This window comes from Fibrella rubiginis (assembly GCF_017353185.1).
Classification (GTDB): domain Bacteria; phylum Bacteroidota; class Bacteroidia; order Cytophagales; family Spirosomataceae; genus Fibrella; species Fibrella rubiginis.
In genome coordinates this window covers 652,339-676,805 of sequence record NZ_JAFMYV010000001.1, presented here as the reverse complement: position 1 = coordinate 676,805, position 24,467 = coordinate 652,339, and the positions used below count along the sequence as shown (strand labels likewise).

General features: G+C 57.2%; 27 protein-coding genes. 16 read left to right on the top strand and 11 right to left on the bottom strand.

Going from position 1 to position 24,467, the window contains the following annotated elements; translation table 11 throughout:
* Window positions 1–142 precede the first annotated feature (142 nt).
* The 5 genes from J2I47_RS02585 to J2I47_RS02565 all read left to right on the top strand — a co-directional run bounded on the left by J2I47_RS02585 (window position 143) and on the right by J2I47_RS02565 (window position 5,195).
* Window positions 143–1,759 (top strand): sensor histidine kinase, encoded by a 1,617-nt coding sequence (locus tag J2I47_RS02585; protein WP_207362980.1) that lies wholly within the window; start codon window positions 143–145, stop codon window positions 1,757–1,759.
* Window positions 1,737–2,783 carry a response regulator gene (locus J2I47_RS02580; RefSeq protein ID WP_207362979.1) on the top strand — a complete coding sequence of 349 codons (1,047 nt, stop codon included), beginning with the start codon at window positions 1,737–1,739 and terminating at the stop codon, window positions 2,781–2,783. The genes J2I47_RS02585 and J2I47_RS02580 overlap by 23 nt, the downstream gene beginning before the upstream one ends.
* A 220-nt stretch (window positions 2,784–3,003) precedes the next feature.
* Complete coding sequence (locus J2I47_RS02575) at window positions 3,004–3,480, top strand: hypothetical protein (RefSeq protein ID WP_207362978.1); 477 nt, start codon at window positions 3,004–3,006, stop codon at window positions 3,478–3,480.
* A gap of 18 nt (window positions 3,481–3,498) precedes the next feature.
* The gene (locus J2I47_RS02570) at window positions 3,499–4,491 is read left to right on the top strand and encodes a 2-hydroxyacid dehydrogenase (RefSeq protein WP_207362977.1); all 993 of its coding nucleotides are present in this window, start codon (window positions 3,499–3,501) and stop codon (window positions 4,489–4,491) included.
* Between the two features lie 8 nt (window positions 4,492–4,499).
* Complete coding sequence (locus tag J2I47_RS02565) at window positions 4,500–5,195, top strand: hypothetical protein (RefSeq protein WP_207362976.1); 696 nt, start codon at window positions 4,500–4,502, stop codon at window positions 5,193–5,195.
* A gap of 116 nt (window positions 5,196–5,311) precedes the next feature.
* On the opposite strand, the gene J2I47_RS02560 is transcribed toward J2I47_RS02565, so the two are convergent.
* Window positions 5,312–5,848, bottom strand: a complete 537-nt coding sequence (locus J2I47_RS02560) for a pyridoxamine 5'-phosphate oxidase family protein (RefSeq protein WP_207362975.1) — start codon at window positions 5,846–5,848, stop codon at window positions 5,312–5,314.
* A gap of 275 nt (window positions 5,849–6,123) precedes the next feature.
* Between J2I47_RS02560 and J2I47_RS02555 the strand changes: the two genes are divergently transcribed.
* From J2I47_RS02555 to J2I47_RS02545, 3 genes are all read left to right on the top strand, one after another.
* The gene (locus tag J2I47_RS02555) at window positions 6,124–6,537 is read left to right on the top strand and encodes a T9SS type A sorting domain-containing protein (protein ID WP_207362974.1); all 414 of its coding nucleotides are present in this window, start codon (window positions 6,124–6,126) and stop codon (window positions 6,535–6,537) included.
* A 305-nt stretch (window positions 6,538–6,842) separates the two neighbouring features.
* The gene (locus J2I47_RS02550; RefSeq protein ID WP_207362973.1) at window positions 6,843–7,343 is read left to right on the top strand and encodes a hypothetical protein; all 501 of its coding nucleotides are present in this window, start codon (window positions 6,843–6,845) and stop codon (window positions 7,341–7,343) included.
* 11 nt (window positions 7,344–7,354) lie between these two features.
* Window positions 7,355–8,134, top strand: coding sequence for an LOG family protein (locus J2I47_RS02545; protein WP_207362972.1), 780 nt, complete (start codon window positions 7,355–7,357; stop codon window positions 8,132–8,134).
* A 130-nt stretch (window positions 8,135–8,264) separates the two neighbouring features.
* On the opposite strand, the gene J2I47_RS02540 is transcribed toward J2I47_RS02545, so the two are convergent.
* Window positions 8,265–9,404 carry a L,D-transpeptidase family protein gene (locus J2I47_RS02540; RefSeq protein WP_207362971.1) on the bottom strand — a complete coding sequence of 380 codons (1,140 nt, stop codon included), beginning with the start codon at window positions 9,402–9,404 and terminating at the stop codon, window positions 8,265–8,267.
* A 186-nt stretch (window positions 9,405–9,590) separates the two neighbouring features.
* Here J2I47_RS02540 and J2I47_RS02535 point away from each other — a divergent pair, with 186 nt between their 5' ends.
* Genes J2I47_RS02535 through J2I47_RS02520 form a run of 4 tightly spaced genes read left to right on the top strand, consistent with a single transcriptional unit; the run spans window position 9,591 to window position 12,478 of the window.
* Window positions 9,591–9,833: a FixH family protein gene (locus tag J2I47_RS02535; protein WP_207362970.1), complete on the top strand. Its 243-nt coding sequence runs from the start codon at window positions 9,591–9,593 to the stop codon at window positions 9,831–9,833.
* A 21-nt stretch (window positions 9,834–9,854) separates the two neighbouring features.
* On the top strand, window positions 9,855–10,685 hold the full coding sequence (locus J2I47_RS02530) for a universal stress protein (protein WP_207362969.1): 831 nt from the start codon (window positions 9,855–9,857) through the stop codon (window positions 10,683–10,685).
* Between the two features lie 39 nt (window positions 10,686–10,724).
* A complete protein-coding gene (locus J2I47_RS02525; protein ID WP_207362968.1) occupies window positions 10,725–11,594 on the top strand; it encodes a universal stress protein in 870 nt (289 codons plus the stop codon).
* Between the two features lie 11 nt (window positions 11,595–11,605).
* Entirely contained in the window at window positions 11,606–12,478 is an 873-nt protein-coding gene (locus tag J2I47_RS02520; protein ID WP_207362967.1) for a universal stress protein, read from the top strand.
* Between the two features lie 56 nt (window positions 12,479–12,534).
* Here the strand turns inward: J2I47_RS02520 and J2I47_RS02515 are convergent, their stop codons facing one another.
* The 7 genes from J2I47_RS02515 to purE form a co-directional block, all read right to left on the bottom strand.
* Complete coding sequence (locus J2I47_RS02515; RefSeq protein WP_207362966.1) at window positions 12,535–13,413, bottom strand: universal stress protein; 879 nt, start codon at window positions 13,411–13,413, stop codon at window positions 12,535–12,537.
* 24 nt (window positions 13,414–13,437) lie between these two features.
* Window positions 13,438–14,391 (bottom strand): 1-phosphofructokinase family hexose kinase, encoded by a 954-nt coding sequence (locus J2I47_RS02510; RefSeq protein WP_207362965.1) that lies wholly within the window; start codon window positions 14,389–14,391, stop codon window positions 13,438–13,440.
* Between the two features lie 212 nt (window positions 14,392–14,603).
* Window positions 14,604–15,101 (bottom strand): hypothetical protein, encoded by a 498-nt coding sequence (locus J2I47_RS02505; protein ID WP_207362964.1) that lies wholly within the window; start codon window positions 15,099–15,101, stop codon window positions 14,604–14,606.
* A 246-nt stretch (window positions 15,102–15,347) separates the two neighbouring features.
* Window positions 15,348–15,647 (bottom strand): GIY-YIG nuclease family protein, encoded by a 300-nt coding sequence (locus J2I47_RS02500; protein WP_207362963.1) that lies wholly within the window; start codon window positions 15,645–15,647, stop codon window positions 15,348–15,350.
* Between the two features lie 30 nt (window positions 15,648–15,677).
* Window positions 15,678–16,199 (bottom strand): hypothetical protein, encoded by a 522-nt coding sequence (locus J2I47_RS02495; protein ID WP_207362962.1) that lies wholly within the window; start codon window positions 16,197–16,199, stop codon window positions 15,678–15,680.
* A gap of 387 nt (window positions 16,200–16,586) precedes the next feature.
* Complete coding sequence (locus tag J2I47_RS02490) at window positions 16,587–17,321, bottom strand: LysM peptidoglycan-binding domain-containing protein (protein WP_207362961.1); 735 nt, start codon at window positions 17,319–17,321, stop codon at window positions 16,587–16,589.
* A gap of 133 nt (window positions 17,322–17,454) precedes the next feature.
* Window positions 17,455–17,931, bottom strand: a complete 477-nt coding sequence (gene purE / locus J2I47_RS02485; protein ID WP_229374211.1) for a 5-(carboxyamino)imidazole ribonucleotide mutase — start codon at window positions 17,929–17,931, stop codon at window positions 17,455–17,457.
* Between the two features lie 165 nt (window positions 17,932–18,096).
* Between purE and J2I47_RS02480 the strand changes: the two genes are divergently transcribed.
* Together J2I47_RS02480 and J2I47_RS26450 are read left to right on the top strand one after the other, a co-directional pair.
* Window positions 18,097–19,182, top strand: a complete 1,086-nt coding sequence (locus J2I47_RS02480) for an endonuclease/exonuclease/phosphatase family protein (protein ID WP_207362960.1) — start codon at window positions 18,097–18,099, stop codon at window positions 19,180–19,182.
* Window positions 19,183–19,229: 47 nt separating this feature from the next.
* A complete protein-coding gene (locus J2I47_RS26450; protein WP_229374210.1) occupies window positions 19,230–19,487 on the top strand; it encodes a four helix bundle protein in 258 nt (85 codons plus the stop codon).
* 192 nt (window positions 19,488–19,679) lie between these two features.
* On the opposite strand, the gene J2I47_RS02470 is transcribed toward J2I47_RS26450, so the two are convergent.
* A complete protein-coding gene (locus tag J2I47_RS02470; protein WP_207362959.1) occupies window positions 19,680–21,203 on the bottom strand; it encodes a tetratricopeptide repeat protein in 1,524 nt (507 codons plus the stop codon).
* A complete protein-coding gene (locus J2I47_RS02465; RefSeq protein ID WP_207362958.1) occupies window positions 21,190–22,056 on the bottom strand; it encodes a DUF481 domain-containing protein in 867 nt (288 codons plus the stop codon). Before J2I47_RS02465 ends, J2I47_RS02470 begins: the two co-directional genes overlap by 14 nt.
* 95 nt (window positions 22,057–22,151) lie before the next feature.
* On the opposite strand from J2I47_RS02465, the gene J2I47_RS02460 reads away from it, so the two are divergent.
* Window positions 22,152–23,141 carry a Gfo/Idh/MocA family protein gene (locus J2I47_RS02460; protein ID WP_207362957.1) on the top strand — a complete coding sequence of 330 codons (990 nt, stop codon included), beginning with the start codon at window positions 22,152–22,154 and terminating at the stop codon, window positions 23,139–23,141.
* Between the two features lie 121 nt (window positions 23,142–23,262).
* Window positions 23,263–24,450, top strand: a complete 1,188-nt coding sequence (locus J2I47_RS02455; RefSeq protein WP_207362956.1) for an AIR synthase related protein — start codon at window positions 23,263–23,265, stop codon at window positions 24,448–24,450.
* Window positions 24,451–24,467 lie beyond the last annotated feature (17 nt).

The following is a 24,467-nucleotide window of genomic DNA, read 5'->3' as shown; positions in this document are numbered from 1 at the left end:
CTGTTTACAAATCAATGGGTCGTGTAAAAGTGCAGGGTTTCGTTACCAAATGGACTGATACCGATCAGCTATCGCCCTGATTGTTGGCCCGTTTCTAAAAAATTCGCTGTAGATTGTGATGAAGCAGTCCTCAGCCTTTCCTATGCTCACCGAACTCTATTCAAGCGCATTAACGGATTTACTTTTCGAGAAAAGCGATGATTTTATTGCCATCTACGACCTCACAAACGGGCGATTTTCGCGCGTGAATCAGGCCGGGGTTCGTATGCTGGGCTATGCCTCTGAGCAGGCCCTGCTGGATGACCCCATCCGGTCGCGCTCCCTGCGCAACCAACCCCTCAGCGACGAAGGGCGCGACAGCCTGATTGCCCGAATCCTGGCCCTGGGCCACCATGAGGAAGAAGCCGAAATAGCCCGGCTGGATGGGCAAACATTCTGGGGACAGTTGATGATCAGCGCCTTCTCGGCCAACGGCCGGTTTTATGGTCTGGTGCGGCTCACCGATCAGGGACGACTGCACCAGGCCGAACGGGAGCTGGAACATAGCGTGCGGCGCTACGAAGCCATTTTTTCAAACGCCACCATCGGCATTATCGTCTGCGATGGACACGGACAGATCGTATCGGCCAACCAGCTCGCCGACCAGCAGTTTGGTTACGAAACCGGTCAGTTGCTCACGCGGACCATTGAGCAACTGGTGCCCACGGGCGTGAGTCGCTATCACGAAAAGCTGCGCCACTCGTTTAACGACAACCCGCAGGTGCGCTCAATGGGCCGTAACCGCGACCTGCACGCCCAGCGCAAAGACGGCTCAGTGTTTCCGGTTGAGATCAGCCTCAGCTATTTCCGGCTCGAAGATGCGCTCTATGTGGTGGCCTACATCATTGACATTACGTTCAAAAAAGAAGCCGAACGGCAGTTGCTCGACCACCGCGACCACATCGAACGGCTCAACGCCGACCTGGAACAGAAAGTAGCCGACCGCACCCACGCGCTCATGAACACGCTGGAGCAACTGGAGCAGTCGAAAGATGAGCTATCGCGGGCACTGGCGGCCGAGCGCGAACTGGGCGAGTTGAAATCGCGCTTCGTGAGCATGGCCTCCCACGAGTTTCGCACCCCCCTGACGGCGGTGCTGACGTCGGCCACGCTGATTGAAAAATACCCCGGCGGTGATCAGCAGGACAAGCGCCAGAAACACATTGCCCGCATCCGGTCGTCGGTAAACCACCTCAACGACATTTTGGAGGAGTTTTTGTCGGTAGGCAAGCTGGAAGAAGGCAAGATTGAGGCCCACCCCGCCGAAGTGGATCTGGGCGCGTTGGTGACCGAGACCGTGGCCGACATGCGCGAGTTGCTTAAGCCCGATCAGCAGATTCAGACCCACCTGCCCAACAACCAGCCCATCTGGCTCGACCCGTCGTTGCTGCGAAAAACGCTGGTCAACCTGCTTTCCAACGCCGTTAAGTACTCCGGTCCGGGGTCGGTGGTGACGGTGCGGGGCGACTTTGCCGATGGGCAGCTGACGCTAACCGTTCAGGATCAGGGCGTGGGCATTGCCCCCGACGATAAGGAGCACCTCTTCGAACGATTTTTTCGGGCTAAAAACGTCACCAACGTGGCCGGTACGGGCCTTGGTTTGCATATTGTGGCCCGGTACGTAGAACTTATGGGCGGCCACGTCGATCTGCAAAGTGAACTAAACAGGGGCACTACCGTCACCATCACCCTTCCGTATGAAAACCATTCTCCTGATTGAAGACAACGACGCCATCCGCGAAAACACCGCCGAGATTCTGGAGCTGACCGGCTACACCGTGTACACGGCCGAAAACGGCAAAATCGGCGTGGAAAAGGCCCTGGCTGCCAAACCCGACCTGGTCATCTGCGACATCATGATGCCCGTGCTCGATGGCTACGGCGTACTGCATATTTTCAACAAAAACCCCAGCCTGGCGGGAGTGCCGTTTATTTTCCTGACCGCCAAAACCGAGCGCACCGATTTCCGCAAAGGCATGGAACTGGGGGCCGACGATTACCTGACCAAGCCCTTCGACGAGTCGGAACTGCTCAGCGCCATTGAAGGGCGGCTGAACCGGTTTGTGAATTTGAAAACGGAGTATAACCTCCAGGACAATGGGCTCGACCGGTTCCTCGACGATGCCCGGCAGATGGGCAATCTGCAAAGCCTGTCGGCCGACCGCAAGGTGCATGCCGTCAAGAAAAAACAGTACGTCTACTCGGAAGGCGACGAACCCACGCGGCTGTATTTTCTGCAGTCGGGCAAGGTCAAGACTGTGCGCACCAACGCCGACGGCAAGGAACTGCTGACGGGCTTGTACAACGCCGGAGATTTTTTCGGCTACATGGCCCTGCTGGAAGGTACCGACTATACCGACTCGGCGGTGACGCTCGACGATGCGGAACTGGTGTATATTCCCAAAGCTGATTTTCAACAACTGGTACTGGCCAGCCCGGCCGTTAGCCAGCAGTTTATCCGGCTACTGGCGGGCCGGGTAGCCGAGCGCGAAACGCAACTGCTGGGCATGGCCTACAGCTCGCTCCGCCGCCGCGTGGCCGACACGCTCCTGCGCCTCACCGACGGTCAGCCCGACGCCCTCATCCAACTCTCGCGCGATGACCTGGCGGCTATGATCGGCACGGCCACCGAGTCGCTGATCCGCACCCTGACCGAGTTCAAGCAGGACGGCCTCATCGAGCAGACAGCCACAGGCGCTATCCGGGTCGTTCAGGCCGAGAAGCTACGCCGGGCTAACTGGTGAAAGGGTAACCCCACCCCCGGCCCCTCCCCTCAAAATGGAGGGGAGGGGAGCGACTTCGCAGCAGCTAAGCGCGTCAGCGGAGCTACTGTAGTGCGGCTCCCCTCCATTTGAGGGGAGGGGTTGGGGGGTGGGGTAAAAATCAAGCCTGCGCCTGAGCAGCGTCAGGTTCATGGGCGGGCGGGGCGGCTACGTTTGTGGCCAAAGAAATGTCCGCTGGCTCATGCAAACCGCCCTGTTCATTACCGATTGTTCCGTCGACACTGCCCTTTCGCTTCGTACCTGGCTAGCCCAGCCGCGGCATCATCCCCTCCGGTTACGCGTCGTTTACCCCTATGATACGCCCGCCGGAGAACCCCTGCACAAATCTGTTTGCCAACCCGCCAGGACAGAGGCCATAGCCCGACTGGCCAACTGGACCGCCATGCTCGGTGCAGTAGACACCACCTGCCTGCACACGGAAGTGCTCTTTGCTACCCCCAGCGTGGCGCTGTCCAGCCACCTGCTGATCCGGGATTACGACTATCTGCTCCTCGACGACTGGTCGGCCGTTGACCAACTACCGCAGAACGCACTGCCGGGCAAGATACGCACCGTGGTCAGGTCGCTGCGTGAGACAGCATACCTGCCAAAAGTCAGCTGCCCACCTGAGGCCCGTCAGGAACTGGCAGTTGGGCAGGAGGCAATTTTGGGTGTTTAGTTTAAGCCGAAACGCCCCATGAAAATCGCCTTTTTCAGCACCCTGCCTTTTGAACAGACTGAGTTTGCTTCCTGTAACAGTCACCACCAGATCACCTACATTCCCCAAAGCCTGACCCTACAAATCGTTGTGCTGGCGCAGGGTTACGGTGCCGTCTGTGCCTTCGTCAACGACGACCTGAGCCGCCCCGTGCTGGAGGCCCTGAACGCCATGGGCGTGGGCGTAGTAGGCATGCGGTGCGTGGGGCTCGACAACGTTGATCAGGTGGCCATGCACGACCTGGGCATGACGCTGCTTCACGTACCCGGCTATTCGCCCTATTCGGTTGCCGAGCAGGGCGTAGCGTTGCTGCTGGGGCTGGTTCGGCACCTGCCCACGGCCCACCGGCGCGTACAGGCGGGCAACTTTTCCATCGACGGGCTGATGGGGTTCGACCTCCACGGCAAGACCGTGGGCGTAGTGGGTACGGGGCATATTGGCAAAGCCTTCACCCGCATCATGCAGGGCTTTGGTTGTAAGCTCCTGGCCTACGACATCCGCCCCGACCGGAAGCTGCTGGAAGACGGTGTTCGCTACGTATCGCTCTCCGAACTGCTTCAGCAGGCCGACGTGGTTTCGCTTCACTGCCCGCTGACACCTTTAACCGATTACCTGATCAACGAGCAGTCACTGTCGTTGATGAAGCCTTCGGCCATCCTGATCAACACCGGGCGGGGCCGCCTGGTGGATACCGCCGCCGTGCTCAACGCCCTGGATCGGGGGCAACTGGCGGGCTATAGTGCCGACGTGTACGAACGTGAGCGAACCTATTTCCACTACGATTTTTCGGAATGGGGCGTTGCCGACGATCTCTTAAACCGGCTCCGGCGCCATCCGAAGGCACTACTCACGGCCCACCAGGGCTTTCTGACGCAGGAGGCCCTCCGGCAAATTGCCCGGGGGCTGGTTAACCAGTTTACATTCTACGACAATCAGCAAACGGTGCTCGTCACGAAAGCGTCGATGTGCTAACCACTACCATGAAAATGCTCTTACCCTTCCTTTTTCTAACCACCTGCCTTTCCCCCACACTGGCCCAAACGGGCCGGGTGACGGGCGGGGCCGGTTTTTTTCGCATGGGCTATGCCAGCCTGCACCGGGTAGGACAAACGCTGGATCAATTTAGCTCAACGGGGCAGTATGGCCTCAGCAACGACTTTATATGCATTGGTGGTGAAGGCTACGCCCGACTGAACAAATACATTCTGGGTGGTGGCGGTTTTGGCATGATGGCCCACGGTATGGGTAGCCCTACCTACCATGCCGAGCCGTTTGGCGGGGGCGGCTATCTCTATGCAGGGCGCCTTGTGGTCGATACCCACCGGTTCTGGCTATACCCAACGGCGGGGGCGGGCCTGACCGTCATTGGCCTCACCCAACGCCAGCAGATAGGTACGTCGACGCAGGAATCGTCGGTGACGCTGCCCAATGTAGCGCTGCAGGTGGGCGTAGGTGCCGACTGGATGCCGGTGGCGTTTGGCGAAGGTGACGGCTACGGCGGTTTACTACTGGGTATGCGGGCGGGCTACCAGATCAGCCCCAGCTCGTCGGGTTGGCAGAGCACCGGCGACGTGCCCTCTGACCGGCCTCGCTATGCGACCAATGGCTTTTTTGTAACCATGACCATCGGCGTTGGCGGCTTCCGCTACGCCCAACCCAAGCGGGTTATTTACTGATGGCCAGCCGCTTATGATACAACCTCATTCAATTGGTACTGATGCACAAAAGCCGCCCTGGTTTCCCGGAGCGGCTTTTCTATATATGGTATACGGGCAATGATACGGCCACTTACCTACACCGTGATCTTGCCTTCGATGGAGTCGTCGAGGGTTTTACCCAGTACGGCACCGGCTGCCATCTTCAGGAGCGCAATGGCATCGCCATGTTTGTTGTCCCAGTAGTAACCTTCTTTGGTGGCTACTTTAATGACCGTGATGCGGGGGTCGTCTTCGCCTCCGGTGAACCAGGTTTTAAGAAGCGGCGTCCACAGTTCATGGATCAGGGCTTTGTCTTTGGAGATCGTAGCCGTGCCGTAGATGCTCAGGAAATCGGAGTTCGACCCACCCTGAAACAAGAGTTGCACCGCGCTGTCGTGCTTGATCTCCTGATTTTTGTGGCTGTCGTCGGCACTCAGAAACCAGAAATTGCCTGCCTCATCTACTTTCTGCACGGCCATTGGGCGCACCGTCAGTGGGCTACCGGTCTGAATGTCGGTGCAGAAGTAACAACTGTTCGTTTTTTCGGCAAGCTCTTTGATCTTCTTGCCAGCTTCGGTGGCCTGCAGGTCTTTGTGGTTTTCTTCGGGCTGCTGGCGGTTAATGCTGTCCATAACGTTGCGTGTTGGGGTTACTGACCAGGGCAGAATAAGCAAACTAGCTCGCTTTGCACCAACCCGGCCATGATACAGATAAACCCGTTCTGCAGGCAGATGTTCGCGCCGGGCTGACCGTTTGCCCAATCAGACGCAATGGTCGGCCGTTCATCAGGCTCAAAAACCGTTCCGGTAGTTTGCAATGCATAGTACCAAACAAGGCATATATCTTTGTTTCGCACTCCGGCAATAAACGGGAGTGTAGTGAACCACGTAAAAAACATCAATCTGTCATGAAAACGCTTATCAAACTCCTGTTGGCTCTCTCGCTGGGCCTGTCGCTCACAATGGCTTCTTTGGCCGCACCCGTGGGCATTATTCACCCTAAAACGGCCGTTGCCTACAAAACCGGCGTCTACGTAAATGCAAGCGGAAAACTCAATGTGGCGCTTAACAAAGAGACCGGCGGCAACGTATCAGTGGTGCTGAAAAACACCAAAGGCGATATCCTTTTTGCGCACACGACGGGTAAGAACGAACAGGCATACCGCGTCCGCCTCAGCCTCGACCAACTGCCCGACGGCACCTACACGATTGAGTTCAGCAACGGCTTCGAGACCACGCAGCAAACCGTGACGCTATCGACCAGCGCACCCGCCGTAGTACAGCGCGTAATCATGACCGATGGCGTTGCCCGCACCAACTGACCATGAGCCATACCCCGTCTGGCACACTGGCTGTCTGCCCCAGAAAGCCGGCTGGTTTCGGAAACCAGCCGGCTTTTTACTTGCGCTCCCCACCACAGTCGCTTCCCAACAGGAAAAGGCGGGTGTTCCCTGCCTAACCACCATGGCAGCATGCCGAGTGCGCGTTCTCTGTCGATCAGCAGCGGCCGACTGACCGATACTTGCTGAGCAACATCAGTTGTCGACCTGACACAGGCCCTGGGCAAACGGGTAGGTGGCTGGTAGCTTTGGGCAGAAAAAGACCTCACCCCAAACCCGGCTACGCCATGAAAACGCTCGACTATTTCGTTGCCCTCGCCTACGTGGTTGTCAACGCTTTTTCGCTACTGCAAGTGGTAGGCAGTTTCCGCTGGCCCACCATCACGCGCTTTGTTTTCTTCCTCATTTTTCTCATCGCGGCCATTGTCAACACCCGCACGGTGCTCAACACGCCCTGGGTCTATGAAAGCTATGCCGACTATGCCATTCCGATCTACAGCCGGTTTATTCTTGGTCCGTTTGGCACCATCATCACGCCCATGGTGCTGTGCATTGCCGTGGGGCAGGTTTGCATCGCGCTGTCGATGTTCATGAAAGGTCCCTGGTTTCAGGTGGGTTGTCTGGGGGGCATGGCGTTTTGCCTGGCTATCGCTCCATTGGGGCTGGGTGCCGCGTTTCCGTCGACGGTGCTGATGGCCTATGCCTTCTACCGCCTCTATAAACACGAAGACCGCCAGACCGTGGCCGACGTACTTGATCGCAACCAGGTACTGTTACCCCTTGATTGATAGCCCTCTTTATGACCACATCTCCCCCACCACTGCCAGCCGTTGACCCCACCCCCCGGCCGCCTATCCGGCCGCTGCTAACCGATTCGCTGGCGCAGGCACTCGACGGACCCAAAGACCGCCAGTCTGAGCTGCGGTTTATTTTCCAGATAGGCTGGCAGTTTTTGAAGGGGTTGCGTACGCTGCACTTTGTGGGGCCGTGCGTAACCGTTTTTGGCTCAGCGCGTTTTCGCGAGGGGCACGTCTACTACGAGAAGGCCCGGCAGATAGGCCGCGCCATCCATGAACTGGGCTTCACGACCATGACGGGCGGGGGACCGGGCCTGATGGAGGCCGCTAACCGGGGAGCTTACGAAGCCGGTGGCCGGTCGGTGGGGTGCAACATCCGCCTGCCGTTCGAGCAGCAGCCCAATCCTTATTTGCACACAAGTGTCACCATCGACTTCTTTTTTGTGCGGAAGGTGCTGCTGCTGAAATACTCTTATGCCTTTGTGGTGATGCCCGGCGGCTGGGGCACCATGGACGAACTGTTCGAAACACTGACGCTGGTGCAGACCGCCGTGATCCACAATTTTCCGGTGGTGCTCATGGGCCGCGACTACTACCAGCCACTGATGAACTACATGCAGGCTATGAGCCGGGCGGGCACTATCGGGGAGCAGGATCTGCAGCTCGTTTGCCTCACCGACGACGTGGCCGAAGCGCAGCAGCATATTCAGGCCTACGTGGCCCAGCATTACAAAATCATCCGCCGCCGCAAACCCCTCTGGTGGTTGCTGGAACGGGTTTAATGGGCAGGGGCCTAAACGCCAGCGGGTAACGCGCCGCAGATCAAATTGCTCAGCGCAGTTTCTGACGTGCGATGACTGACGCCTGAGTAGGCCCGTGGCTGGCTGTCAGGTACAGTAAGCCGTCCCGTATTCACTCCCCGGCAACCAGGGTTCGGCCCTGCCGCCAGACGTGATACACGTCCGGGTACACCCGTACGGCCCCGTCGGCGTCCATCTCCAACACGTTGTAGGTGATGATCACCGGTACGGCGCGGGGCAGTGGCAGGGTTTTGGGGCTGGCATTGACCGGGCAGGTGTTGAGGTAGTCGGCTCCAAAGCGGGCGCGGCCCAGCAGCAGGTTAGCCAGTTCGGCGGGTTTCTCGACGCGGATGCAGCCGTGGCTCAGAAACCTGTTTTCGCCCTTAAACAGCCGCCGCACATTGGTATCGTGCAGGTAGATATCATAGGGATCCGTGACGTTGAATTTCAGCACGCCCAACGCGTTACCGCAGCCCGTCGATTGACGGAGCCGGTAAGGGAACGCCTTCACCGGTGCCGTCCAGTTTACGGTGCCGGGGTCAACGGCCTGCCCACGGGCATCAACAAGCTGCATGTTCAGTATATCCAGGGCTACGGCGGGGTTCTTCCTGATTTTGGGCAGTAATTCGTTCACCATGATAGACCGGGGTACGTTCCAGTAGGGGTACATTACCAGGCTGGGTACGTAGGCCGTAAAGTTGGGCGTAGGGGTATCGGGTTTGCCCACCACCACCCGGCTGTTAAGCAGGGTGTTACCCAGCCGGTCTGTTACCCGCAGCGAGGCAGACGGGATGTTGACCACGATGCGGTTGCCGGTGGCGAAACGGTTGAGCCAGCGGTAGGTGTTCAGCGTCTCCTGCACCTGTTCAATGGTAAGCGAATCGGCCAGGTAATCGTCTACCAGGCAGCGCATGCAGTAAGCCTTCAGAGCGAGGTAGTTGCGGTCGTGCGATTCCATGGAATCGAGCAGTGGGCACCAGTCGGCCTCAGCCAGAAACAGTGTTGTCAGCCGGGCAATCCGGGTTGTGTCGAGTTGTTCAGCCACACCCTGATACCCCATCCGGCCGGGCGTATGGCCGTAAACAATCTGGGTAAAGTAACGCGTCAGCGTGGGGGCATCAGGCCGATTGCCAAGGCTGTCTACACCAATAGAGTGGGCGTAGTAGCGCAGCCGGTTCCAGTCGTCGGGCAGTTGGGCAACGGCGGTAAGGGTGGTGATAGACAACAGGAAAAGAGCGGTTAATCGGCGCATGGCGATAGGGGTTTGGGAGGCGAATCAGGTACAGCACAAAGGTGCGGCATGCCCCAGCGGGCGGGACTGACCCCCGCCAGTCTGCCACCTGAAATCAATCAAGCACCGGGTTGACGGGCGTCATGCGCGGGGCTGTTGCCACCGGCCACTTTTGTGGTGTTTATTTCCGTTTAACCAATCACCGCCATGACATTTGAACCCGCTGCCCATCGGCTGGCCTTTGTGCTGCCCCTCTCTTTTCAAAAAGGCGATGTCACCTTCTACCCCACCACGCAGGGGCCCGACGTGCGGGTAGCCATTGAACCCGACGCCCGGCCGCGGCACGTGATCTCGACGGCACAACTGACCAAAGGCGTGTGGGTAGCCCGGCTTCAGTGGTCCGACGGGCAGCAGCAATACTACCAGGAACAGGAACTAATTGTATCATAATCCTATGACTGTCAAATTATTATGACTACGATCCTGTTAGCCACCGATTTCTCGCTGAGTGCCCACTGGGCCACCGACTACGCCCGGCAACTGGCCGAACGCCTGCATGCCCGGCTGGTGCTGCTTCACGTGTATGACCCGCTACCCACCAACGCGCCCGCGCATGAGTGGCTCACCTCTACCGCCGAGGCGCAGTATGTTCAGGCTATTCACCAGCTCACGAGCCTACGGCATGAGTTGATGGGTGCGGCAGAGGAACGCCTGGCTATATCGATCATTGCCCGGCCCGGATCAGCCGGGGTCGGCTCGCCGGCCGACACGATTCTTGAGGTGGCCCTACGCGAAAAGGCCGACCTGCTGGTGATGGGCCTCGTGGGCGACCATCCGCATGAAGCACGGTTGCAGGGCAGTCTGGCCACCGGCCTCATTCCCCACACCCCCGTACCCCTGCTGCTGGTGCCGCCCGGCGCAACCTACCACGCCATTCAGAACATGGTGCTGGCGCTCGATTTGTCGGCACCCATCAACAGCCTGGCGCTGGATACCGCCCGGCAGTTTGCCCGCCTGTTTCAGGCCACCATAGACATCATCTGCGTAGAAGACGAACCAACAGACACACAGCGGGTTGCCGCCCGGCACGTTCGTAAGCTGTTGCAGCATGACCCGCACACGTTCTGTTTTTTGCCCGGCTACGACCTGCCCGCCGCCCTCGATGCCTACTTCGCCGAAGCCAAAGCCGACCTGATCATGCTTCTGCCCAAAGGCCATACCTGGCTACACACGTTTTTGCTCGAATCGGTCACGCAGCAGGTAGCCCGGCTGGCTACGGTGCCCGTACTGGCGGCCGCTTAACGCATTGCTGATTAACCACTTGAAACCTAGATCGTTCCCATGAAAAAGATTCTTTTGCTGACCGATTTTTCGGAAGCCGCCCACAATGCCCTTCACTTTACCCGGTCCTTTTTCAGCGATACCGTCGCCGATTTTCACCTGCTTTGCGCCCACCCCGTTGAGGCCGACCCCTTCTACAGCCAGAAGCACGTGACGCAAACCGCCCACACGGCCTTCTCCGAACAACTGTTCAACCTGGTTACCGACCTTCGGCAACAGGCCACCACCAACTGGCACACGTACCGCGCAACGGCGCTGCCCGGTCCGCTGCTGTCTGTTGTGCAGGGTGTGCTCACCACCGACAACTACGATTATGTGGTGGTTGGGGCCAAGAAAGACGGTACCAGTGTGTTGTTCGGCAACACGGCCACCACCCTCATCCGGCAGCTGGAAGCCAACGTGCTGGTGATACCAGTCGATGCCAGGCCGAAGCCCGTACGGAGTGTGGTGCTGGCGACTGATTTTGCACGGCTGAAAAACTGCAAGCTGCTTTGTCCGCTCAAAGAACTCGTCACCCTCAAGGGAGCTACCCTCACCCTGCTCACCATCGACACGCCGGGCAAGCAACCGGTACATACTGAGCAGGAGGTGCGCATCCGGCAGTTTCTGCTGCCCATAGAACCCGCCGTAGCCCGGTTGCAGGCCCCCGACCCCCGGCAGGGTATCGACGCCTACCTGGCCGGGCACCCGGTTGACCTGCTGGTTACGATTCCTCACCACAAAGGCTGGATCGACGCGCTGAACGGCACCAGTGTAACGCGGTCACTGGCCTACACCCCACCCGTGCCCATGCTCACGATCTACGACAACGGGCATTCTGACCAGCCCCGCCTCATCAACGATTTATCGAACCTGGACTATGCCCTTTAACTCCCCCTGTCATGTATAAGATCCTGTTATTGACCGACTTCTCAGCGGCCTCGCGCCACGCCATTGCCTACGCCCAGGCCCTGTTTTCCGATACCGCCGCCAATTTTTGCCTGCTCAACGCCTACCCGATTGAACCCGCCATGGAATATGGCGCGGCCTTTTTGCTGGCCGAAGGGCGGGAGGCCGCCGAGCAGAACCTGCACGAATTTCGGCAGGCCGTGACCGAGACACCCCAGCCCGATTACCACACCTACCGTACGCTGGTGGCGCTGGGCGAACCAATCGACGCCGTAGCGCGGCTGCTGGAAACGGAACATATCGACCTGATTGTGGTGGGCGCAACGGGGGCGGGCAACAGCGAACGGACAGGCAGCGTGGCCACGGGGCTGCTCCGGCTGGCCAATACCCACGTGCTGGTGGTACCCGTCACCGCCCCCATCCGCCCGTTGCAGCAGATCGTGCTGGCTACCGACTACCGCTCGGTCAACGACGCGCAGTCGCTGGTGTTACTGACCGACCTGGCCAGCCGCAAGGCCGCTCTGCTCACGCTGCTCACCATCGAAAACCCCAAAAAGCCCGACAGCCAGCCCACAGACGCGTCGCGGCGGTATGTGCAGAAAGCCTTTGACGGTGTTCAAACCGATCTGTACACGATCCACGACACCGACGTGCGGCACGGTATTCAGGCTTACCTCGATCTGCACCCGGTGGACATGCTGGTGCTGTTGCCCCACCACAAAAGCCTGTTCGACGTGCTTCGTAAGCAGAGCGTGAGCCGGTCGGTAGCCTACCACCCACCCGTGCCCGTGCTGGCCCTCTACGACGAACTAACCCCGGCCGATAGCCCGGATATCGACCATATTCCGTTTGCTACGTACCTGTGATGCAGGGCTATAAGCAGAACGGGGACCTGAGCTAGTTGCTCAGGTCCCCGTTCTGCTTATAGCCATGTGGTGCCGGTTCCTTCCAGAATTACCAGTGGCGTGTGTTCGGGCTTGAGTGGCAGCGTGAGTACGGGCAACGGGGCGTGGTTGGCTACGTCTTCGGCCACACTGCCCTGCAACAGATGGCGCAACCCCCGGTGCCCATGAGTGCCCAGCACAATCAGGTCGGCCTTTTTCTCCTGAGCAAACGCCAGCAGTCCTTCTTCCACGTCATAGGCATCCAGCTGGTTGAGCGTACAGACGCCCAGCCTGTAGCGGGCGGCGAACGTTTCCATCCGCGAACGGCCCTCTTCGGTAGACACAAAATGGCCCGGCGTGTTCACAAACAACAGGTGTACGGTGGGGAAGTCGAACGTGTCGAACCAGTCGTTCATCAGATTGATCGACGCCTCGAAAGGCTCCCGAAAGTCAGACGCAAACACAACTGTTTTGAGGTTGAGGTAGGCGGGTGGATTTTTGAGCACCAGCACGGGCATATTTGCCTGCCGGATCAGGTGTTCAGCGTTCGAGCCAAACAGGGCTTCCCTGATTCCGCTGGCACCCGTCGAGGCCACCACCAGTATATCGGCCGAGGCCAGCTGTTCATCGCTGAAAATGGCTGTCGGGTCGGCGTCGACCAGCACGTAGGTATGTACGGTCAGGTTTTGCAGGCAGGGAAGCGTGAGCAGGTCGTCGAACAGCAGCTCAACCCGGCCCAGTGCCTGCCGGTGCTGCTCGTTGGCGTCGTGCAGCCGGGGGGCGTAGCCGGGGCTGGTGCCAGAAAGTACGTGTACCAGTTGCAGGCTGGCGTGAAGCTGACGGGCCAGTTGAGCGGCCACCGGCAGCGCCCGGGCCGTTTCGGGCGAAAAGTCGGTTGGAAAGAGGATCTTCTTCATGGCAAGAAAGGGGTTGAAGACGGGTTATGCCACCGCCGGAACGGGCTGCTGATGTGGCTGGTCGATCCAGGTCAGCAGCCGCTGTACGTCGGCCAGGTGAAAGAGTTCGGTGCCGGGGTTCATAGTAGCCGCCGTTCCACAGGCCACCCCCAGCCGGATGGCGTCGGCATAGGATTCGCCCCGGCTGAGCGCATAGACCATACCACCCACCAGGCTATCGCCCGCACCAACGGTACTGACTTTCTGAACGGGTGGTGCCTGCACATAGTCTGGCCCGTCGGCGGTAACGAGCATGGCGCCGCGTGGCCCCAGCGAGACAACCACAACTTCGCATTGTTGCTGCTGGATAAGCGTCATGGCGGCGGCCGTAATCTGGTCTGTTTCGAGGCGGTCTGTCCCCACCAGCCGGGCGAGTTCGCCCAGGTTAGGCTTGATCATGAACACCCCTTCGGCCAGGGCCGCCCGCAGCGGTTCACCTGCCGTGTCGAGCACCAGCCGCCAATTTCGGGTTTTGGCGATGTGGGCTATCTGGGCGTAAAAATTGGTGGGCAAGCCGGGCGGCAGGCTACCACTCACCACCAGGTAGTCTATGGGTGGCGGCAGTGTCTCTATGCGGGCCAGACAGGCCGCGGCTTCGGTAGCATTGAGGGTAGGACCGGGCGTGCCAAACCGAAACTGCTGGTTGGTAAGCGTCTCTGTCAGCACGAAGCACTCGCGGGTAGCGTCGGTGATGCCAATAACCTCATAGGGCACATCCGCCGCTTTCAGTAAGTTGTTCAGAGTGAGACCATTAGATCCGCCGGCGGTGTACAGGGCAGTGACGTCACCACCCAACCGCCGAACGGCTTTGGCCACGTTGATACCCCCGCCACCGGCATCATAGTGCGGTTGTGAGCAGTGGAGTTTGTGTTCCGGTATCAGCCGATCTACGGTCATGCTGACGTCGACGGCCGGGTTGAGCGTGAGTGTGATAAGCATGGGGCGACGAATTTTTCACCAAAAATGCCCACCCTACCCATCTCCCGCCCTGACAGAAATCACCCAACCCCCTGATTTAATCAGCCTCACCAACGAGCGTATTGGGAAGATGAGCAGCAACACCACCGCGTGCTTTTTCACCCTTGAATCGTTGGGGGCAGTCCCACATCGCACCCCCAGATGCCTGTCGCAGGTAACATGACTGCGCGAAGCTATAGCTGGGTTAGCAGTTTGTTAGCCATTGCCACCCTTTGAATGCGTTGGTGAATCCACCAGGCTCCAACTGGCAAGAGAAAAACTAATAAGAATGTCGTGAGACCTTTGAAACTAACTAGCAATCCTGCTTCGGCTGACACGAGCAGTCGTGTGACGGTGAACGCTAAAAAGCCATAGCACAACAGCCGCCAGATCGCAACGTTGGTATCACCAATATGAGCAGTGTCGAACCCCAATAAAGCTTGAAGCGTTATCGCAATAACTAATAGTAGAAGAGCAATATAGAATCCAATTTTGGCCTGCTGATTGTCAACAGAACTCGTTTTGTTTAGAATCCTGTAAGCTAAAAAATACCAACTGAATAAGAGTAGGCTAAAAAGCCAGAATACCAGCTCACTGCTTTTGTAGGGGTCAGGAAGAATCAAATCAGTCCAAACGGTTATGAGTAGTAAAAAGACAATCAGTTTGTGATTAGTTTCTAAAAACAGTCTCATGATGGAATGGTAGCATTTATCGTACAAAAACTCACTGTCTCAGTTAGGCACTTACCTGTTGTCCGGAACGCAGCTTGCCAGAATATGCTGAGTTGACCCAACTCCTCTGAGGGCTGATGGCTTTGCCACTACTTGCGCAAATGACGCACGGTACCGGCTAACCTTTACACCCTCAGCCGTGTTGGGCACTCCAACTTGGCTAAGCTACAAGTGATTCCTGTCGCTCGTAACCGCCGCCCTGCGGAGCTAATTTAGGTTATAGCCAAATTGCCCTCTTGATAGTAACACTTCTTTCCAATACGATTCTCGCCTGATAATATCTGCGTCGTCAACGCGCATGGTGCGGTACTCCAATAGCGTGAAAGAGAAAAAATCTCTGGCATGCTGTACACCCTTTTCTGCGATCAGCTTTGTCAATTCATCGTTGAAACCATGTCCTGTACCGGCATAAATTGCCCACCTTGACCAAACACCATAGTCGCCGTAGGCAGAACCAACGTATTTTTTGCCATTTGACCGGTCAGTAATCAGATAAATGCCCTTCACATGCTCTAAAGCAGCTTTCCAATCTGAATTTTAGTACTTGTAAAGAAGCTCCAGTTCCAAAAACGATAGGTTGATGTTCTCGTAGCCGGGAAATTTGATACCGTCAAAAGGTCGTTTAAGTACTTCAGCAACGATGAGGTCATTGAAATAACTTTCAAGTAAAAAAGCTCGCCCCCTCATACCTTGATAGCGGTGAAAATCTATGATTAATCTGCCGATGTAATCTTTGTAAAGCTCCGATAAGACTACCGAATAGCCCCTTTGAGTAGCTGAGTAATCTTCGTGTCGTTCTACTACTTTAAAGATTCCGCCAAAAAGCCATTTGCCTGGCTCATGATGAAACTCAATCAAACTAAAGATGTGCGTTCTGTTAAAGTCATTTTTGTTGGCTCGATGCTGGTTCCAACTCAACCAATTATCCCAACCACTCAGATACGCGTCCAGTGGTCTGCCTCCGGGACTTTGGCAAGCCAAATGAAGTTTATATTGATAAGCATCATCACTCGAGATATTAAAAAAATCAGAAAGCTTAATCGGGTTGAGGTTTGTCATATGCGATAAATTTATTGAGTACGTTAATCGGCAATAAAGCAAGAATGCAAGTTGTAGTTAGTTGGGCCACAGGTAGGTGCTGTTGCTGGAAGTTGGGCGTGTCAAGCGGAGCCTGAAGCCACCATCAATTCGTTCTGTCGGCTGTAGCCGCAACCTGTCGGACGGAGGCAAAAATGGCCACAAACTGCGTTCTGCGCCCTGTGGATTGGCCCTGTCGGCGGTACGTTGGCCTACCGCCAAAGCTCCAAGCTTAGTATTGCAACCGGTTGTTAATGAATAAGTTGGCCCAACATGTTAATGTGCGCGAATTTGAAGAACTAACTGTTCGTAAGTGGCTATTTATCAGTACTTATTAGTTCCGCAATTGTAATCATTAACATCCCGGTGCTACTCTTTTTCTGGCAGGGGGATGATCAGTTTTTCGCCGCGGACGGCCAGGTCTTTGGTTTTGTGATTGGCTTTCATGATCGCCTCTTTCGATACGCCGTACTTCTGGGCCACTACCCGCAGCACATCACCCGCACCCACGGTATGAACGGTCTTTATCTTCACCCGGAGTTTGGTCACGCCCGATTTCACGTCGTTCTCCGACACGTTGGGATTGAGCGCTTTCAGGGTGCTCAGTTTCATGTTCATCCGGCTGGCAATACCATAAAACGTTTCACCATCACCCACGGTATAGGTCGAGGTAGTACCACCCACGTTGACGGATTCAGGCTTCTTTTCGGGCTTTTTTACTGTCTCGGCGGGCTTTTCAGCTTCCGGTTTCTTTGCGGGTTTGTCACCTTCATCGGTAGCCACATCGTCAGCAGGAGCCTTGTCGGCGGGCTTGTCGGCTACGTCATCGTCTTCCGGGGCGGGAGCCTGCGACAGGTCTACGGGCACGGGTAGCGACGAGGTGTCGGGCATGACGTTTTCGGGGTTGTCGGTCTGCCCCATCGCCGCCTGATCAGTGGTGTCGAGCGGCACGTTGGTCAGTTCTTTGGCGTTGCCGGTATCGTCAGACAGGCTATCGTAGCCAATGTAGAGCAGGGCCGCAATGAGGCCAATCAGCACCAGCAGGGTCAGTATCGGCAGTGAGGTGTTGCCAGCCTGCGGGGTATTTTTTGTAGAATCGTCCATGAGGGAAAGGGAAGGAATTTACGAATTACGATTGACGAATTACGATTTGGGCTGACGCTCCAGTAGGCTAGAGCAAGCGTACTCGTGCGTCAGCAACAAATCGTAATTCGTCAATCGTCATTCGTAAATCAGTTTACAGTTGCTCATTCATGGCCGCTACTTTGGCCTTTAGGTCTTCTTTATAAATGGCTAATCGGCTGGCCAGGGCATCGTCGGAGGTAGCCAGGATCTGCGCGGCCAGGATACCGGCGTTCAGGGCACCGTCCAGCGCCACGGTAGCCACGGGTACGCCGCCGGGCATTTGCAGGATAGACAGGACCGAATCCCAGCCGTCGATGGAGTTGCTTGAATGGATCGGCACGCCAATCACGGGCAGGGTTGTGAGCGAGGCCACCATGCCGGGCAGATGCGCCGCACCGCCCGCCCCCGCCACAATCACGCGCAGACCACGATCACGGGCCGTTTTGGCGTATTCGACCATTTTTTCGGGGGTGCGGTGGGCCGAAACGATCTGCATCTCCCAGGCCACGCCAAACTCCGTCAATATATCGGCGGCTTTCTGCATCACCGGCCGGTCGGAGATGCTGCCCATTATCAATCCTACTTTCATTACCTGCGAAATAACGCGTTTGCCCCCACTTTAGCCGGGCCAGTGCCTACTTTTTATTGAATGTAAGCCTCTGGAGTTTGTTTTGGCACAATAGGCAATGCTATTTACACCGTCAGGTAGCGTCTAGTCTGCCGCGCCGCCTGTCTGTCTTCCATCACGACCCTCATGACTACTACCGACTGGGGCTGGCTGTTGTACGGCCTGCTTATTACGTTCTTATCGTTTGTTCACCTCGTGCGCATTGAAGCCTGGTGGGTGCGGATCTGGGACTTCCCCCACTCGCAACTTGCCGTTCTGGCGGTGGTTGGCTTGCTGGGCTGGGCCTTGTTTGTGCAGGATTATAGCTGGCCAATGTGGCTGGCTCCGGCGGGGTTGACGGCCGCCCTGGCCTATCAGGGCTGGCTTATCTGGCCCTATACGCCCCTGCACCCCCGGCAGGTAGTCCGGCAGCGTCGGCCACGTGGTCAGCGTGGCCATGCCATCCATGATCCCAACACACTCCGGCTCCTGAGCGCCAACGTGCTGATGACCAACACCCAATGCCCTAAAGTGCTGGAACAGGCGCGGTTGCACCAGCCTGATTTGATCCTGATTCTGGAGGCCAGCCACCAATGGGCGCGGGAACTGAAACCGCTGGAGGCCGACTATCCTTACCGGATTTTGTGCCCACAGGAGAACACCTACGGCATGCTGTTCTATTCAAAACTGCCCATTGCCAACCAGCAGCTGCGTTTTTTGGTGGAAGACGACATCCCCTCCATCTACGCGCAACTAACCCTGCGGTCGGGGCAGGTGGTGCATTTTTACGGCATTCACCCCCAGCCGCCCAGCCCCACCGAGCATTACCGGTCTACCGAGCGCGATGCCGAACTGGTGCTGGTAGGGCGCGAGGCCCGGCAACAAACCGAACCCGTACTGGTGGCGGGCGATCTGAACGACGTGGCCTGGTCGCACACTACGCGCCTGTTTCAACGCATCAGCGGCCTGCTCGACCCGCGCGTGGGGCGTGGGCTTTTCAGCACCTTCCACGCCAACTATTTCTTCCTGCGCTGGCCATTGGATCATGTGTTTGTCTCGCACCATTTCCGCCTCCGCACCCTGCGCCGGCTGCCCAACTGCGGCTCCGACCATTTCCCCATCCTGGTTTCGCTCGTCTACCACCCCGACCCCAAACGCGCCACCCAGGCCCCTAAACCCGAAGGCGACGACCTCGAAGAAGCCGAAGGCATTGTGGAGAGAAGTAGGGAATGAATGATGAATTTATATCGTTTTATTTGTAGTATAACAAGCATTTTGTAATGGAAAACCGTAACCGTAAACCTGATCTCCTGAAAGACAAAACACTTGGCTTTGCAATTAGGATTGTTAATCTGAACAAATATCTAGTCTACGAAAAGAATGAATATACCATTAGTAAGCAGATTCTCCGGTCTGGAACAAATCTGGGAGCTATGGTTCGTGAAGCCGCTAATGCTGAGTCTTCGGTAGATTTTATTCACAAGCTAAGCATCGCTCAGAAGGAAACCGGGGAAACACAGTACTGGCTCGAATTATAGTTTAAAACCAACTACATTGCTCACAAAGAATATGAATCAATTGTTGCGGACTCAGACGAAATTATGCGTTTATTGAGAAGCTCAATTCTTACTAAAAAGAAAAATAGTGCAACCAAAATTATTTCGCTCATTACAGTCATAGGGCTATTTTGTTGGCTAAGTTGATGACTATTATTCATCATTCATCGCTCATCATTGATTCAGCGCCGCTCTCGCCTTGTTATCTACGCTGTTTTTGTATTCGTGGTGTTTATAGGTCAGCGCCTTTTCAAAAGCTTGCCGGGCTTTAGCGGGGTTGTGGAACTGCTGGTAGATGTAGCCAAGTTGCAGGGACGACGTAGCCCCGAAGGATAGCTGGTCGGGTTCGCTGAGGGCAACGGCCCGCTCAAAGGCCGCAACAGCCATCGGTAAGTTACTCATCTTCTGATAAATACGACCCAGTCGGTAGTGGTATTCAGCCCGTTCGGAAACAGTGGCGAACGAGGCTTCGGTGTAGGGTCTGAGCCACGCCTGCGCCTGCTCCAGATAGCCCCCGTCCGAGGCCATTCGCGCCTGCATCAGCACGCGCTGCCCCGCGCCGGGAAACGTTTTGCGGTAGGTCTCGGCGGCTTTTTGGGCGGCTTTGTCGGCTTCTACGGTAGTACGGCCCCGCGCCAACAGAAGCGAAATTTCGGGGCGGGCATGGGCCGCGTCGCCGCTTAGCCAGTAGCACAGGAAGCGTTTATAGTGGGTGTCTTTTACAAAATTCTGTCCGCGATAGTGGCTCAGGAAGCGCTCGTAATGGCCCAACGCGGCGGTATACTGCCCTTTTTGCAGGTAGATGTCGCCCAGCAGGTTGTCGATAATGGGCAGGGGCACATAGGCCGGGCCGGTGGGGCGGGTACTCAGCCAGGCCAGCGCCCGCTCCGAATGGGCATTTTTCATCTCGGTCGTCGCCGCAAAAAAACGCACCAGCAAATTATCCGGCGCCTCATCTACAAACTGCCGAAGCGCACCTTCGTTGGCGTCGGAAAAGCGCAGTACATAGGCCCGGATCAGGAGTTCGGTCAGGCGGGCTTCGGTGCTGAAAACGGGGTCCTGCTGCGCCCGTTGCAGGTCTGCCAGACCCTGCTGTACGTTGCCCCGCAGTCCCAGCAGCCGAGCCACCCAGGCGTAAGAATCGGGCACCGAACCAATCATAATGCGCAACGTGCCCAGCGACTTATAGGTGGGCAGAAAATCGGGGAAACGGGCCTGATTGGCCACCAGCAGCTTATAAGCCTTGATTACCCCCCAGCTTGCGGCGAGGTCTTTCCCGAATTTGAGCTTCACAAAAGCCCAGTGCAACCGCACCTCGGCCAGCAACAATCGCTGATACGGCGACGCCTCGTCCAGATCCTCCAGCCGGTCCAGACGGGCCGATTCATTAGGGACGAGTTGGGCCAGCAGCCGGTCATCGTCGGAAGCCAGCAGGGCCAGCATGTCGGCGTAGTTAGCCACGTAGAGATAGAGACCATTGGTTTTGTTTGTCTCTGCCGCCAGAATCTGCCGGGCCGGTTGCAGTTTACCCTTGGTTAGCTCAGCGTATGCCCGTTGCAGCCCCGGTGTCCAGACAAAATCCTGCGCACAGGCGGGCAGGGCCAGCAGGAGCAGCAGGCAGCGCAAAACCCTGCCCACTGCCCCGAAGCGGCAGACCGCAGCCAAAACGTCGGACCGCCACTGTTTACTTCTTCTCATAGGTCATGCCCAGTGTTAGGCGGGTGTCATTGTTGACACGGCCCGGCACTACTACGCTTTCGTAAGAGTTGGCAAAGGTGGTGCGGAAACTCAGGTTGGCGCTGAATTTATATTGCAGGCTGATGCTTGCGTTCCAGCGCACGTTGAGCGGCTGCTCAGGTTGTCGGCTCAGGGCGGGCTGGTAGAACGTGGTGTGCGAAATGCTCCACTGGTCATTGCCAAACGTGTATTCGCCGAAGAGCCGGGCCGAATTTCGCCAGACGTTGATGTCGTTAAGCTGCGCAAAATCGGTGTTCTCGTGCAGGAGCACGTCTGTCAGCGATATGTAGGCCCGTTGGCGGCTCAGCAGCTTATAACCTAGTCCGGCCGCCACGGTATAGCGGTTTAGAATCTGCCGCAGGTTGCTTTTTTCGTATGCGCCAAACGCGAGGTAATACAGCCGCTTTTCGTGGAAAAACGTGACGCGGGCATCACCAAAATATTCGCGCTCGTTGAGCGTTCCGCTTTGTCGCCCATACACAAACGAGGGCGTAGTAGAGAGTTTAGCTATGTGGCTCAGGGCCAGATCAAACGAGCCCACCAGCTGTAGCAGCGACCGGCTCACGTTGCCACTCGTAAACGTGCCGTCGGCCGTGAACCGAAACCGGTAGTCGACATGCGTGGTGTCATCGTCGTCCAGCTCTTTCTCGTCGTCCTGCCCCAGCGCCGTAGCCGTGGTGTCGGCGGCGGGCGTCACCTTCTTCGTGCTGTCGGGGGCCGACGGGCGCAGCGGGTCGGGCTGGTCGGTGTTTTGAGCAAGGGTGGCCGTGGATAACAGGCAGGCCCATAGCATCATAAAGACAAACGGCTTCATACAGGGAGCGGTAGGCTAAGAAAATTGCCCGGGCAAAATGGCCCATAGGCAGTCGGTTCGCAAATCATTACGACCTTAGCGGTCAAAAAAACACCATGCAGACTACCCGTTGGGCCATTCTGGGCCTGGGGCGCATTGCCCATAAATTTGCGCAGGACCTGATGACCCTGCCCAACGCCGACCTTGTGGCCGTGGCCTCTACCGATCAGGCCCGCGCCGACGAGTTCGCCGCCCAGTATACCCGCCCCGACGGCAACCACCCCCGCGCCCTGGCCCGCTATGAAGACCTGCTCCCCCTGGCCGACGAGATCGACGTGGTCTACGTGGCTACGCGCCATGTATACCACCGTGCCAACACCCTGCTTTGCCTCAATGGCGGACTGGCCGTGCTCTGCGAAAAGCCCTTTGGGATGGACATTGGCGAGGCCAACCAGATGCTCGACGTGGCCGAGGCACGGCAGACGTTTTTGATGGAAGCCCTCTGGAGCCGGTTCATGCCTACCATTCAGCAGGCCAAAGCCTGGGCCGACGAAGGGGCCATTGGCAAGGTGCTCACCATCAAAGCCGATTTTGGTTTTAAAGCCCAGTATGACCCCAGCACCCGCCTGTTCGATAAAGCACTGGGTGGTGGATCGCTGCTCGACATTGGCATCTACCCTCTGTTTATCAGCTACTTAATAAACGGTATGCCCGCCAGCATTCAGGCGGCAGCCACGCTGGCTCCCACCGGTGCCGACGAACAGTGCGGGATGGTGCTGACCTATAAAAACGGCGCTATGGCGGTATTGAACAGCACGTTTATGGCCAACACCGAAAACCTGGCTATCATCTACGGTACCGAAGGCACCATCCGTATCCACAGCCGTTTCCACGAAAGTACCGCCGTGACCCTCGAAAAACCCGACGCCGAGCCAATCACGATAACCTTTGACCGGAGCACGCACGGCTACATCTACGAAGCCCAGCACGTGATGGACTGCCTTACCGAAGGCCTCACCGAAAGCCCCCTCTGGAACCACGCCGACAGCCGCAACCTGATGACCCTGCTCGACGAAGTGCGCCGGGTAGTGGGAATAGACTATTGAAGGGTTTTGGATTGGGGATTTCGGATTGCGGATTGGGCTTACGCCAGAGCAAACGTACTCTGGCGTAAGCCCAATCCGCAATCCGAAATCCCCAATCCAAAATCCCTTTTACCTTTGCCCTATGACTGACCGCTATGCCCAACGGGGCGTTTCTGCCGATAAAGAAGACGTTCACAACGCCATTGCCCGCCTCGACAAAGGGCTCTTCCCGAAAGCGTTCTGCAAAATCGTGCCCGATGCACTGGCGGGTGATCCCGACTTTTGCACCATCATGCACGCCGACGGGGCCGGTACTAAATCGTCGTTGGCGTACCTCTACTGGCGCGAAACCGGCGATCTGAGCGTCTGGAAAGGTATTGCGCAGGACGCCGTGGTCATGAACACCGACGATCTGCTCTGTGTGGGTGCCACGGGACCCATGCTGCTTTCCTCGACAATTGGGCGAAACAAAACCCTGATTCCAGGCGAAGTCATTGCCGAAATCATCAACGGCACGGAAGAAGTGTTGCAGATGCTCCGCGAACACGGCATCGACATTCAGAGCACCGGTGGCGAGACCGCCGACGTGGGCGACCTGGTCCGCACCATCATTGTGGATAGCACCGTGATTGCCCGGATGCGCCGCGCCGACGTGATCAGCAACGACGGCATCCGCCCCGGCGACGTCATTGTGGGCCTGGCGTCTTTTGGGCAGGCCACCTACGAAACCGACTACAACGGCGGCATGGGCAGCAACGGCCTCACCTCCGCCCGCCACGACGTGCTGGCCCACGACCTCGCCGCCAAATACCCCGAAAGCTTTGACCCTGCCGTTGATAAGAGCCTGATTTACAGCGGAAGTAAAAGCCTAAACGAACTCATCGAGATCCAAGATCCAACGTCCAGTAGCCAACGTCTACTGTCTGTTGGCAAACTAATTCTCTCACCCACGCGCACGTATGCGCCGGTGATAAAAACGCTGCTTGATCAGCTACGCGGCGACATCCACGGCATGGTGCATTGTTCGGGTGGGGCGCAAACGAAGGTGCTGCACTTTGTGGAGAACCTGCACATCATCAAAGACAAGCTGTTTCCGGTGCCGCCGCTGTTCAGCCTCATTCAGCAGGAGAGTCAGACGCCCTGGCAGGAGATGTACAAAGTCTTCAACATGGGCCACCGCATGGAAATCTACCTCCACCCCACCCACGCCCAGACCGTGATCGACGTTTCGCGCTTATTTGGCATCAACGCGCAGATAATCGGTCACGTCGAAGCGCACAAAGGCAAGCAGGTCACGATCCGTAGCGAAGCGGGTGTTTTTACTTATTAAATAGTTGACAACCTATT